This window comes from Sneathiella aquimaris, assembly GCF_026409565.1.
Taxonomy (GTDB): Bacteria; Pseudomonadota; Alphaproteobacteria; order Sneathiellales; family Sneathiellaceae; genus Sneathiella; species Sneathiella aquimaris.
In genome coordinates this window covers 960,394-972,500 of sequence record NZ_CP112881.1, presented here as the reverse complement: position 1 = coordinate 972,500, position 12,107 = coordinate 960,394, and the positions used below count along the sequence as shown (strand labels likewise).

The following is a 12,107-nucleotide window of genomic DNA, read 5'->3' as shown; positions in this document are numbered from 1 at the left end:
AGGCTGGGCGCACATTGGTGTCCTCCGTCGATTGGAAAAAGAAGGAATCAAACCTGACTTGATATGCGGAACATCCATCGGGGCGCTCGTCGGTGGTCTTTATCTTTCCGGCGATCTGGACACGCTGGAAGAATGGGCCCGTAATTTGGGGAAAATGAGTTTGTTCCGCTTTCTGGACCTGCGCCTTTCTGGTGGCGGGCTTATTTCGGGCAAAAAACTTTTCAAACTTATCAATGATACGGTTGGCGACAAACGCATTGAAGATTTGAACATGCCGTTTGCCGCAATAACAACGGAATTGGGAACAGGTCACGAAATATGGGTCCGTGAAGGGAGCCTGGCTAAAGCCATCAATGCTTCCTATGCCCTCCCCGGATTGTTCTCGCCGCAAAAGATTGATAGACGCTGGCTAATAGATGGCGCCTTGACCAACCCGGTCCCTGCTTCTGTCTGTCGTGCGCTTGGCGCCCGTCTGGTTATCGCAGTGAATTTGAACGCCGATGTTTTCGGTATGACCAATGCAGGGAATGAAGAAACAGGGGTTGAGATGATTGGTCAAGAGGAAAACAGTATGTTCACGCCGCCCTCCCCAATGAACTTATTAAAGCATCGGTTTTTTGACCGCTCCGGGACAGAGCCCAGCATGTTCGGGGTAATGATGTCTTCACTCAACATCGTTCAGGATCGGTTAAGCAGATCCAGACTAGCGGGTGATCCACCAGATGTTCATATCGCACCGCGTCTGGCCCATATGGGGTTACTTGAATTTGACAGGGCTGACGAAATGATCCGGGAAGGTGAGAATGCCGTTGAGCGGGCTCTCCCCTTCCTGCACCATGCACTGAAGGTTTTATCTTAACCGGTCGCGATATAGTCGCGCATTGCAGCGGCTTCGCGTTCAACTTCATCCATTCGATTTTTGACAACGTCACCGATTGAGATAAAGCCGACCAGCTCACCACCCTCCATAACAGGCAGATGACGAATACGTTTTTGCGTCATTAACGCCATCACTTCGTCGATTGTATCAGCAGGAGAACAGGTAATAACATCAGAAGTCATCAGTTCAGTTACCTTGGTACGAAGACAAGCATCCCCTGTTTCAGAAAGGCCCCGTACGATGTCCCGTTCGGAAATGACACCCATCATTTTCTGGTGATCATCCACAATCAGCACGGCACCGATCTTATTTTTACCAAGGATTCCAGCAACCGTAGTTATTTCATCCTTCGCATTGGCCGTAATGATATCGCCGCCCTTCCCTTTCAGGATACTTGCTACATTCATGGTAATCCTCCTGATTATTCTGCTTCTTTAAGTTCGTGTTAAAGAAATTACCACTTTTTCAACGACTTCACAAATATTCGTAGAAAACGATACATCAATCTTCGCTGTCGTCTTCCTGATCTAAATCGTGATCCGCAGGGGCGATCACGATTGTCACCTCGCCCTTGATCTTTTTATCACTGAACTTTTCGATCAGAACATCCAGCCTGTCCCTGTGAATATTTTCAAATTTTTTCGTTAGCTCAATACACACAGCTGCATGACGGTTCCCGAAACATTCCAGAGCAATCTTCAGAATTTTTCCAACTCGAAAAGGTGATTCAAAAAAGACGATTGCGGAAGGCGTGTCCGCAAAAGCATTGAACACCTTGCGTTGCCGCCCGGGACGTCTGGGCAGAAAACCCAGGAAGGAAAAAGCCGGGATGGGAAAACCAGATACGGTTAGTGCCGTAATGACAGCACTTGGCCCCGGCAGAACTTCCACATGATACCCTTCCGCTATGGCGGCGGCGGCGGCTCTTTGCCCGGGATCACTTATCCCCGGCGCCCCCGCATCCGATGTCAGACCAACAGACATACCGTCCCGCAACAGTGACAGAATCCGCCCGGTCGCGCGATCTTCATTATGCGCATGGCAGGCAAAGATAATGGGGGGGCTTTTCAGTTCGTAGCGTTCAAATATTTTTCGGGTATGCCGTGTATCTTCACAGGCAAGCGCATCAACCTGTTGCAACGTCCGGATAATCCGATAAGAAATATCCTCCAGATTACCAATGGGAGTTGGAATCAAATACAGGGTTGGCTCTTCATTTAGTTCTTTATGTTCCATAAGCCGATTAACCACATCCATCCTTCAGGCGCAACAGGAACTCACTCTTGCGTTCTGTTAGTTCGATTTTTCAAAAGACGATGCGCAGCTTCAATCAAGGTTTGACGGATCCAGTTACTCACGCCCGAACGTTCTGATGATGCATGCCAATATAGTTGCAACTCCAGATCCGGCGCATCAAACGGAAGTTCGAAAATTCGGCATGGATATTGGTTGGTCAGGGACAAGGGGGTTGTCAGCACAAAATCTGATCGCTCCAACAATGCAAAAGCTGCCTGATAATGCTGAAGCCGAACGGCATTATTTCGAACCTTGCCCAATTTACTCAGCGCGAGATCAGCCACCCCACCCCCAGTTCGCCTTGAGGACACATGAATATGTTCCTGAGACAAATACTGCTCCAGATCAAGGCTCGGCTCGGCTGAAAGAAAATGATCATTTCGAACGGCACAGACGTGATGCTCATTAAGAAGTCGGGCCTGCCGCAGCTGCCCTTCTACGGCCATTGGAATATCGATGGCAAAGTCAATCTCGCTGGCCGCGAGCTTGCGGGCCAATTGTCGGCGCTCCCACTGATAGGCCTGAATTTTGATTTGAGGCGCTTTTTCCCGAAGCACAGACATAAATTCTGGAAGTAACGCCGCTTCCCCGACATCCCCAATACTGAGTCGCAAGACCTTCTTAATGTCCCGGGGATCAAAATCTTCCTCGCGGGCAATGCTGCCCTCCAACAAGCCAAGAGCTTGCCGCACAGGTCCGATCAGTTCGTCTGCCGCAGCAGTAGGGTTCATACGTTTCCTCGCATGAACGAACAATGGATCCTGAAACTGTTCTCTCAATCGAGCCAATGCGTTGCTAACCGCTGGCTGGGTCACATTTAACCTTTCAGCCGCCTGCGTTAAATTTCCAGCATCATATATGACCTGAAAAACAACAAACAAGTTCAAGTCAATCCTTCGTAAACTCATCCGATTTTGCCTAATTATAATCACTGTGAATACTATAGTATAATTATTATAAATTTCACTGATTAAATTGGGCACACTATAATGAGGGAAATTTGACACATATATGGAGCAGGCGATGTCCATTTCAGTATCCAGCAAATCAATTGAGCTAAAAAACCGCGTTGAAGCGTTCATGAACGAGCATGTTTACGGTGCCGAAGAGGTATACACCGCTCATGTTGAAAATTCCGGTGACCGGTGGTCTATTCCGCCGATCATGGAGGAATTGAAGGCCAAAGCAAAAGCAGAAGGCCTGTGGAACCTTTTCCTTGCAGAGTTTGATCAATACGGATCCGGCCTGACAAATCTGGAATATGCGCCATTATCAGAAACGATGGGACGCTCCATGATCGGCTCTGAAGTATTTAACTGCAGTGCTCCGGATACCGGGAACATGGAAGTTCTTGCTCGGTACGGAACGGAAGCGCAGAAACAGGAATGGCTCCTGCCATTGCTGGAAGGCGAGATCCGCTCGGCTTTTGCCATGACCGAGCCCGCTGTTGCCTCGTCAGACGCAACCAATATTCAGACAGAAATAAAGCGCGACGGAGGCGACTATGTAATAAACGGTCGCAAATGGTGGATCAGCGGCGCTCCTGATCCAAGGTGTAAGATTATGATCGTTATGGGTAAAACAGATCCAGACGCCCCCCGCCATCAACAGCAATCACAGATTTTGGTTCCCAAAGACACACCCGGCGTCACGATTGTCCGCCCAATGAAAGTATTCGGCTCCGACGACGCCCCTCACGGGCATGCGGAAGTCCTGTTTGAAAATGTTCGTGTTCCCGCCTCCAACCTTATTGGAGAAGAAGGATCAGGTTTTGCAATCGCACAAGGTCGGCTAGGCCCAGGCCGCATCCACCATTGCATGCGCCTGATCGGATGCGCCCAAAGATCCCTTGAGCTAATGTGTCAACGGGTTGAAAATCGCGTTGCCTTTGGCAAAAAGTTAAGTGAACAGGGTTCAGTTCGCGAAGACATTGCGAAATCAGCCTGCGAAATTGAACAGGCCCGCCTTTTGACGCTACAAGCCGCCGACAAAATGGACCAAGGCAGCTACAAAGACGCAAAAGACATCATCGCGATGATTAAGATTGTCGCACCGAACATGGCACAAACGGTCATAGATCGCGCGATGCAAGCGCATGGAGCAATGGGTTTGAGCCAGGATACCTTTATGGCGGAAGCCTTTGCATATGCGCGAACCGTTCGCTTGGCTGATGGGCCCGATCAGGTCCACATGAACTCTTTAGGCAAGCAACTGGTGCGCCGCTACACAGAGTAAAACCGGACATTTAAGAAGCCGGAAAAAAGCAAGGCTCTCATGCCTTGCTTTTTTTGTGCCCTTTTCCCTGAAATACCGAAGCCAGGCATATATAGTATTGACAATCATTCTTAACTATCCCATATATTGAGAATGATTATCATTTTCATACTGTAAGGAAATGCGGATGTATGTATGCTTGTGTAATGGGTTTACAGATCGTGATGTAAAAAGCGCGATTGCAACCGGTATCAGTGCCGTCCCGGATGTCTATCACAGTCTAGGCGCCGCGCCCCAATGCGCGAAATGCAGCGTTCATATTCGCGACATCATTCATGAAGAGAAGGCCCGGAAAAGTTTCGCTGTATCTGCGGAATAACTCGTTTTGCCGCTCCCAAAAAAGAATTACCTCCACCGGTCAGGATGGAGGTTGTCTAGATCTGCAGGCCTTATAGTTAGTTGACGCCGTGGCCTCGGCTTTTTGTTTTTGGTCATGCCTCTTAATGGACACTTAAATATTTCAGTAAACAAAAACTGCCGGATTATTTTTCAGGACAGCCCTAAATTTTAGTGTTGTCCAAATTGCGCCTCCTCCCGGATTAAAAGAACAAAGTTCTTTATTGGAAGCACTCATTATTCAGCTTCTTGCTACTCGGTTTAAGTTTGGCTTGGATCTTTTCGTCCAGTTACCTCGCTTGCCAATATTATTATCAGCTTTCAGCCTAAATGACAAATTGTCATTTTTGACAAATCATCAAAATTTTGCATCCAAATTTCATTTTATTTCAAAAAATCGATAAAAATCAGTTCTTTAATTACAAATTGCAAAAAGAATAATTCCTAAAAAAATTATTGAGCATGCTTCCACTGACCTATTTTTTCTACTTTTCGATGGCTCATAAACGTTCAATACAATTTTAAAGAGCTATCAATTCAGAATCGCACTGATATTCCAACGGTGTTTATATTTGCGCCAACTACGGATCTTCTGCACACTGACCCTATCTGAGGGAGGGGCCCCGTTGCAAAAAAGACTGAACCTGTTTGTAATGATCTCATTACTCACCCTACTAACTTTCACCGCCGCGTTTTCAGAAGCCGATAAGACGGCCGCAAACGCTTACAAGGCAGGGCGTCATCAAGAAGCGTTTTTGCTATGGCTTGACCTCGCCAAACAAGGGGACCCGGATGCTCAGTTTAATGTCGCGTTTTTATTGGAAGCCGGGCAAGGGACAAAAAGGAACCTTTCTTCTGCCTTGAAATGGTATGAACTTGCCGCCCGGCAAAATTATCCCGGTGCAACTGTAAAATTGGGACAGATCCGAAAACAACTGGATGAGCTCAACAAAAAACAACTAAACCGGTGGCTTTCTAAAGCCGAAAACGGTGATTCTGAAAGTCAATTGGCCGTGTCAGAGCTATACCGCGCTGGGGAAATTGTGCCCGCGGATAAAGTAGAGGCGATGAAGTGGCTCACGCTATCACAGGAAACAGCCCGGAACAAAAGCTTGAAAGCCCGCATTCGCCGCGCGACTTCCCTCTTAGCTAAACAGTTGTCAAATATAGAAAAACAAGAAGCGCTTAAACGGGTCGTTCTGTGGAAACAACTTCGCGTGCCAATCGAATAGGAAAATATTCTTAGTTTTGGCACGATGTCTGCATTGAACGAAGCATACTTTATTTTATGTCTGGAGGTTCTCTTGCTACACGCTCAACAACTTAGCACTTCTGTTCCCAATCGATTTGAACAGCGTGACTCCTTTCGGGTTTCCAGTCCAATGCTTCAAGTGGAAATCAATGGTCAACAATTTGCCACGACAAATTGGTCCCTCAACGGGATCCTGGTAAATGGCCTCTTGGAAAATGCCGCATTGGATAAGCCCGTCAAAGGTATTTTTGGTCCAAATGGAACCTCCGAAATGTGTCAGTTCAATGGTCGGATCGTGCGGATTGACTTGAAAGAAAAACAAACTGCCATTGAATTGGATGGAAGCAGTCGTGAAGTCGCCGCGCTGCTCCCTTTATGGGTTCTTAAATACAATCTGGCGTGAGAATTAACGAAATAGCGATCATGTGCTGAGGAGAATATCTTCCGCGCAGATCGTTATTTTTTCAATTGCCTGCTTCCAGTCCCCTTTTGACAGTCTGATGGAAATATCAGCACAGCGCTGCTTCATGTCATGGTTTCCCAGTGCTCCATTGATAATTGCAGATATCTCTGCTTCATTCGCCCCAGAAGGCACTCTGTCTCCTAGTCCCTGTGCTTTGATCAATCTTGCTGATAAATTTGATTCTGACTGTCTTGGAAACATGATTTGCGGCCGACCAGTCATCAAACAAGAGGTCGCTGTCCCCCCACCTCCAGAATGCAGCACCAAGCTTACTTTGGGCAGCATCCTGGCAAAATCCACTGGTTTTTCAAGCATCTTCAGATGTTCGGAATGGTATCGCTGAGTTCGCTCTGGACTTGCGCCTCGAATATAAGCGGTGGTGGGAACCGCGCTTTTCTGCAAGACGTTTAAAAGTATCTCACTATCTGCCGCCTCATTCGCCATATACAAGAAAATATGATCGTCTTCAGGCAATTTTGCAGGTTCAAGAGAAACTTCCAACGGCCCGCACACCGGCACTTCCCTTAACCCATCATAGGGGTCCAGTTGAGGTAGAGTGCATGCGAATTGCCCCTCACTGTTAAAAACCTCTGGCAGATAGCGATAGGGTTTGAGCCCTTTTTCACGACGTAACTTATTGAAAAGCACAAGCAATCTCTGCTGGTTCACCAGAGGCTTACCCGTTGTTATGACAGGCGGGTATTCTTTTAAAGAGGCAGGCGGAAGAGTGAAGCCATTACCAATATTGATTATCGGCACACGCCCGCCAATCGCCAGGTTGAGGCCCGGACTGTGATCAGCAACGATCAAATCAGGTTTGGCAATCGTGACCAAATCGTCCCATGCGGACATCATGGTACGCAAGATTTCCGGATACCCGAAACCCTGCCGTGCGATAACATCGGCGTAACTGGGTGTTGCAACTCCTCGCACATTCGCAATCGGCGGATTTTTCCAGTAAGGCGCCTGTATCATGGAATAGCCATGCTTTTTGACAACATCATAACACTGGGTCACATCGCGACAGGCAAACAGAATATCATGCCCTTTGGCTTTCAAAACATCAGCAATGCGAAGGAGTGGGTAAATATGCCCGAGGCTAGCCCCAAATTCCCAGCCGAATAACACTTTTGCCACTTTCGCTTCCCCTCGAACTAACCCATACTCTCGCCATCGGTTTTATTAATAAGACCACCTGTTAAAAAGTCAGGCAATGCGAAACTGCGCTAAAGACTTAACCGAGGAGAGAAGTGTGTCATTCGGTGAATTAAGCACCCCTACTTTGCTTTTGGAAAAAACCAAACTTATCGCCAATATCAACAAATTGGATTTACGGTTATCGACCCTATCCACACCATTGAGGCCTCACCTGAAAACCTGCAAGTCAGCGCGGGTCGCCGAACTGATTCCCAATATCACGCAAAATGGCATCACCGTTTCAACCCTCCACGAAGCGCGCTATTTTTTAGACAATGGCCACACTGACATCCTGTATGCGGTGTCAATCGCGCCGCAAAAATTAACACAGATAAAACAGCTTCAGGATCAAGGCGCGTCAATGACACTTATTCTGGATACACTGGAGGCTGCAAAAATGGTCGCCCAATCGTCGGAGGAGCTGCAAGCTGTCTTTCCTTGCCTCATCGAAATTGATTGCGATGGAAAACGTGCGGGCCTCCCCCCACAAGCGCCGGAAATTGTTGAAATAGCCGCATTCCTAAACGAACAAAGTGGAACTCAAATGAAGGGTGTCCTCTCTCATTCTGGCGGTTCTTACTATTGCCAAACCATACAGGAACTTCAGGAAATGGCGGAACAGGAACGCATTTCGATCACAACCGCCGCCCAGCGCATTAGAAACGCAGGCCTACCCTGCCCGGTTGTCAGTGCAGGTTCAACGCCAACAGCCACCTATGCCGCAACTCTTGAGGGGGTAACGGAATACCGTGCGGGCGTTTATGTTTTTCAGGATATGGTCATGGAAGCCCTCGGCGTGTGCCAGACAAACGATATCGCTTTGTCAATTTTGACAACAGTCATCAGTCACAACAAGTCTGGGAACAGGCTTATAATAGACGCGGGCAGCCTTGCGTTATCAACGGATCCAGGCAAAAAGAACCGTCTTGGTGAACCGCATTACGGATGCGTTTGCGACGCAACCACGGGCCAACCGATCGACGGGTTATGGGTGACGTCAACCAATCAGGAGCATGGCTTGATTTCATTGGATAACTCAAACAGATCCCTGACGGATTTTCCAATCGGGACACAGTTTCGAATCCTGCCAAATCATGCTTGCATAACGGCGGCAGCCTATCCTGGATATCACATTCTCGACGATCAGGTGCCGCCCGCCGTAATCGATTATTGGGATCGCTCTAACGGATGGTAGCGGGCAAATGTTTGGCGATTCTTCAATAAAACTTGACGCTTATTGCCTAGCCTCATAGGGTCAACCCGCCTGTAATATCAGGCACCTCTAAAATCCCTGACGGGAGAGCCCGTTTAATCGGCGCCGAAGGAGCAACCGCCCCGGAAACTCTCAGGCAAATGAACTGTCAGGTATAGAGGCTCTGGAGAGAGGGTCGGTAGAATATCCGGCTCCACCGAAGAGGTACCCGGCATCATCCGGTAATCTTTCAGGTCCACGGACAGAGGGGGCATCATCTAACAGGTAGACCGCAAGGTCACAGGGTATGAGGATGCCGATATGACGGAAATTGAAAAAGCAGGATTAGGAAGTGTAACACCGGTTATCCCAGCGAAGCCGAGAAACACTGATCCCGTGCCCACCTCACAGCTTGATGTCAATATAAGTGTGACAGACCTTTATACTATCGGTATTGGGCCGTCTTCCTCCCATACTGTTGGACCGATGCGTGCGGCCAAAAGATTTGTCGATCATCTTATTGCCGTTGAGGCATTCGATAACACAGCGCGGGTCCTGGTTGAATTATACGGATCTCTTGCGCTAACCGGTCACGGTCACGGAACTGATATTGCTATTCTATCAGGACTGTCTGGCGAACGCCCCTCCCTGATTGACCCAGAGGCGATTGCCCCACTAGTTGATAAAATTCGGACAGAAAACCTTCTCAATCTGGGAGGACGGAAAAATATTCCCTTTTTTGAGGATGAAAATCTGCTGTTCCTGAAAGATGAAATGCTGCCGGAACATTCAAACGGTATGCGCTTTTGTGCCTATACCAGCGATGGGGATCTACTGGTGGAAAAAGACTATTTCTCTGTGGGCGGCGGTTATGTTGTTTCTCACAATGAAGGAGACAGGGCAGAAACCAAAGGTCATAATATTAAGATGCCGCATCCGTTCACCTCTGCCGCTGAACTGCTGGCGGTTGGCAAGGAAACGGGCCTTAGCATCGCTGAAATTATGCGTCAGAACGAAACCACCTGGCGCAGTGATGATGAAACCAACGAATTTTTGGATAGCGTTTCGCAGGCGATGCTGGCCTGCATTCGGCGTGGCTGCGAAGCGGAGGGCATATTGCCCGGTGGTCTTAACGTCAAACGCCGTGCGGGGGCCCTGTTCAAGGAATTGATGGCCAACCCTGAACGCGCGTCCCGCGATCCGCTGACCGTTCTGGACTGGGTCAATCTTTATGCCCTTGCAGTCAATGAAGAGAACGCTGCTGGAAGCCGTGTTGTCACAGCGCCAACCAATGGTGCCGCCGGTGTCATTCCTGCTGTTTTGAAATATTATGAACGTTTTTGCCCGGGATCAAACGAAGAAGGTATTCGAAACTTCCTTTTGACTGCAGCGGCCATCGGTTCAATTTACAAAAAACGCGCATCCATTTCTGCGGCTGAAGTTGGCTGTCAGGGCGAAGTGGGTGTTGCCTGCTCCATGGCGGCAGGTGCCCTGGCTGCCGTGCTTGGGGGCACAAATGAGCAAGTCGAAAACGCCGCTGAAATTGGTATGGAACATAATCTTGGTCTGACTTGCGATCCAATTGGCGGACTGGTCCAGATCCCTTGCATCGAACGCAACACAATGGGCGCAATGAAAGCCATCAACGCGGCGCGCCTGGCCTTGTCAGGCGACGGCACTCATGTGGTATCCCTTGACGAAGTTATTGAAACAATGCGCCAAACAGGCATTGATATGCTCAGTAAATATAAAGAGACATCACAAGGCGGTCTGGCAGTAAATGTTGTGGAATGTTAGCCGTTACTCGGTCGTTGTCAGGATTTTTTTGACGTAGATTGGTAGCACGAAAGACGCTTTATGAACATCTGGCGTATAGTAACCGGTCTCAATATCAGCGTCTAGAAACCGGTCCGCAAGCGTTGCTTCAGAAAGCTTTCGCAATTCCTTGTTGTCGGTCGCCCATCCAAAGGCCAACGGACCGCCGACATAACTGGGAATTGTTGCCATATAAAAACTGACATCCTGAAACAGAAGTCCCAGACGATCATAACTATTTCTCAGCTCCTCTGCCTGAACAAAAGGCACGCCGTTCTGCGTAACGATTACACCGCCAGCCGTCAGGCAGGACTTGCAATCGGTATAAAATTCTTGGGTATATAAAACTTCGCCCGGGCCGTGTGGGTCGGTTGAGTCAATAATTATAACATCCCATTTCTGATCCGTTTCCTTCACAAACTGACACCCATCAGCAACCACAAGATCCAGTCTGGGGTCGTCAAAGGCACCATTTGAAATGCTTGGGAGGTATTTTATCGACAGATCAATAACAGAGCGGTCGATATCAACCAAAGTGACGGCAATATTGCGATGCTTTAAAACCTGACGAGCCGCGCCCCCGTCGCCCCCACCAATGATCAGGACCCGTTTTACGTTGCCATGCGCCAGAATGGGGACATGGGCGAACATTTCATGATAGATGAATTCGTCTTTTTCCGTTGTCTGGATCGCACCATCCAACGACATCACACGGCCAAAAGTACTGTTTTCAAAAATGATAAGATCTTGCAGGTCTGTTTTATCCCGATACAGAACCGTTCCCACATCCAGTGCCAGATTAACACCGCTATGAAGCCCTTCGTCAAAAACCTCCATCATGTCAAAATGCCTCGCTTGATTTCATTAATCTGCACGGTTTCCGGCTGAAACGCTTTTTTAAGCAACGGAATGCATTTGTGTGGCTCTGTTTTTCCGCACATAAAGATATCAAGGGCCATATACCCCTTGTCAGGCCAACTGTGAAAACTGATATGGCTTTCGGCAAGAACCGCCACGCCGGACAAGCCGTTCGGTTCAAACTGATGGATGTGAAAATGAAGCAGTGTCGCACCGGAAACATGAACACATTCGGTTAAGGTGCTTTCGATCAATTCCTTGTCGTTCAAACCTGTGGCTTTCCACAAGTCAACAATCAGGTGGGTTCCAGCGAAAATCATTCCGTCTTTTTCGACAAAATAATCTGGCTTTTCCACCTTTGCGTCACCACGCGGCATTTCAACAATTTCAGAAATATTCGACATTTTCACAGCCCTGATGCAAGGGCTACTGCCCTGCCTTGAAAAGATGGCGCGTTATCGCGAAAAAGGGACGGGAAAACAAGAGAAAAGTGCGAGACAGGATCCTCACCAGAAATCTCACGTTCAAAAAAGCGTCAACCTCT

General features: G+C 48.3%; 13 protein-coding genes and 2 riboswitches (1 of these 15 running past the window's edge). Of the genes, 7 read left to right on the top strand and 6 right to left on the bottom strand.

What is annotated here, in order from left to right; translation table 11 throughout:
* A protein-coding gene (locus OIR97_RS04465; RefSeq protein WP_169546356.1) for a patatin-like phospholipase family protein crosses the window boundary here: on the top strand, nucleotides 1–859 show its 3' portion. 44 nt of this gene lie to the left of the window's left edge; 859 of the gene's 903 nt are visible here — the last part of the coding sequence; the start codon falls outside the window, past its left edge; it ends in the stop codon at nucleotides 857–859.
* On the opposite strand, the gene OIR97_RS04460 is transcribed toward OIR97_RS04465, so the two are convergent.
* The 3 genes from OIR97_RS04460 to OIR97_RS04450 all read right to left on the bottom strand — a co-directional run bounded on the left by OIR97_RS04460 (nucleotide 856) and on the right by OIR97_RS04450 (nucleotide 3,084).
* The gene (locus OIR97_RS04460) at nucleotides 856–1,287 is read right to left on the bottom strand and encodes a CBS domain-containing protein (RefSeq protein ID WP_169546357.1); all 432 of its coding nucleotides are present in this window, start codon (nucleotides 1,285–1,287) and stop codon (nucleotides 856–858) included. The genes OIR97_RS04465 and OIR97_RS04460 overlap by 4 nt on opposite strands.
* A 94-nt stretch (nucleotides 1,288–1,381) precedes the next feature.
* Complete coding sequence (rsmI, locus tag OIR97_RS04455; protein ID WP_169546358.1) at nucleotides 1,382–2,131, bottom strand: 16S rRNA (cytidine(1402)-2'-O)-methyltransferase; 750 nt, start codon at nucleotides 2,129–2,131, stop codon at nucleotides 1,382–1,384.
* Nucleotides 2,132–2,157: 26 nt separating this feature from the next.
* Nucleotides 2,158–3,084 carry a LysR family transcriptional regulator gene (locus OIR97_RS04450; protein WP_169546359.1) on the bottom strand — a complete coding sequence of 309 codons (927 nt, stop codon included), beginning with the start codon at nucleotides 3,082–3,084 and terminating at the stop codon, nucleotides 2,158–2,160.
* A 115-nt stretch (nucleotides 3,085–3,199) separates the two neighbouring features.
* Here OIR97_RS04450 and OIR97_RS04445 point away from each other — a divergent pair, with 115 nt between their 5' ends.
* The 4 genes from OIR97_RS04445 (at nucleotide 3,200) to OIR97_RS04430 (ending at nucleotide 6,441) form a co-directional block, all read left to right on the top strand.
* On the top strand, nucleotides 3,200–4,411 hold the full coding sequence (locus OIR97_RS04445) for an acyl-CoA dehydrogenase family protein (RefSeq protein ID WP_169546360.1): 1,212 nt from the start codon (nucleotides 3,200–3,202) through the stop codon (nucleotides 4,409–4,411).
* A 166-nt stretch (nucleotides 4,412–4,577) separates the two neighbouring features.
* Nucleotides 4,578–4,769, top strand: a complete 192-nt coding sequence (locus OIR97_RS04440; RefSeq protein ID WP_169546361.1) for a (2Fe-2S)-binding protein — start codon at nucleotides 4,578–4,580, stop codon at nucleotides 4,767–4,769.
* A 643-nt stretch (nucleotides 4,770–5,412) separates the two neighbouring features.
* Nucleotides 5,413–6,018 (top strand): tetratricopeptide repeat protein, encoded by a 606-nt coding sequence (locus tag OIR97_RS04435; protein ID WP_169546362.1) that lies wholly within the window; start codon nucleotides 5,413–5,415, stop codon nucleotides 6,016–6,018.
* A gap of 72 nt (nucleotides 6,019–6,090) precedes the next feature.
* The gene (locus OIR97_RS04430) at nucleotides 6,091–6,441 is read left to right on the top strand and encodes a hypothetical protein (protein ID WP_169546363.1); all 351 of its coding nucleotides are present in this window, start codon (nucleotides 6,091–6,093) and stop codon (nucleotides 6,439–6,441) included.
* A gap of 18 nt (nucleotides 6,442–6,459) precedes the next feature.
* Here OIR97_RS04430 and OIR97_RS04425 read toward each other — a convergent pair whose 3' ends face one another.
* Nucleotides 6,460–7,638 carry a glycosyltransferase gene (locus OIR97_RS04425; protein ID WP_169546364.1) on the bottom strand — a complete coding sequence of 393 codons (1,179 nt, stop codon included), beginning with the start codon at nucleotides 7,636–7,638 and terminating at the stop codon, nucleotides 6,460–6,462.
* Between the two features lie 115 nt (nucleotides 7,639–7,753).
* Between OIR97_RS04425 and OIR97_RS04420 the strand changes: the two genes are divergently transcribed.
* On the top strand, nucleotides 7,754–8,893 hold the full coding sequence (locus OIR97_RS04420; RefSeq protein WP_169546365.1) for an alanine racemase: 1,140 nt from the start codon (nucleotides 7,754–7,756) through the stop codon (nucleotides 8,891–8,893).
* Between the two features lie 90 nt (nucleotides 8,894–8,983).
* A riboswitch (glycine riboswitch) is annotated at nucleotides 8,984–9,069 on the top strand.
* Between the two features lie 3 nt (nucleotides 9,070–9,072).
* A riboswitch (glycine riboswitch) is annotated at nucleotides 9,073–9,158 on the top strand.
* Nucleotides 9,159–9,211: 53 nt separating this feature from the next.
* Nucleotides 9,212–10,687 carry an L-serine ammonia-lyase gene (locus OIR97_RS04415; protein WP_169546367.1) on the top strand — a complete coding sequence of 492 codons (1,476 nt, stop codon included), beginning with the start codon at nucleotides 9,212–9,214 and terminating at the stop codon, nucleotides 10,685–10,687.
* A gap of 3 nt (nucleotides 10,688–10,690) precedes the next feature.
* Here OIR97_RS04415 and speE read toward each other — a convergent pair whose 3' ends face one another.
* Together speE and speD are read right to left on the bottom strand one after the other, a co-directional pair.
* Nucleotides 10,691–11,545 (bottom strand): polyamine aminopropyltransferase, encoded by an 855-nt coding sequence (gene speE, locus OIR97_RS04410; RefSeq protein WP_169546368.1) that lies wholly within the window; start codon nucleotides 11,543–11,545, stop codon nucleotides 10,691–10,693.
* Entirely contained in the window at nucleotides 11,542–11,967 is a 426-nt protein-coding gene (speD, locus tag OIR97_RS04405; RefSeq protein WP_169546369.1) for an adenosylmethionine decarboxylase, read from the bottom strand. Before speD ends, speE begins: the two co-directional genes overlap by 4 nt.
* Nucleotides 11,968–12,107 lie beyond the last annotated feature (140 nt).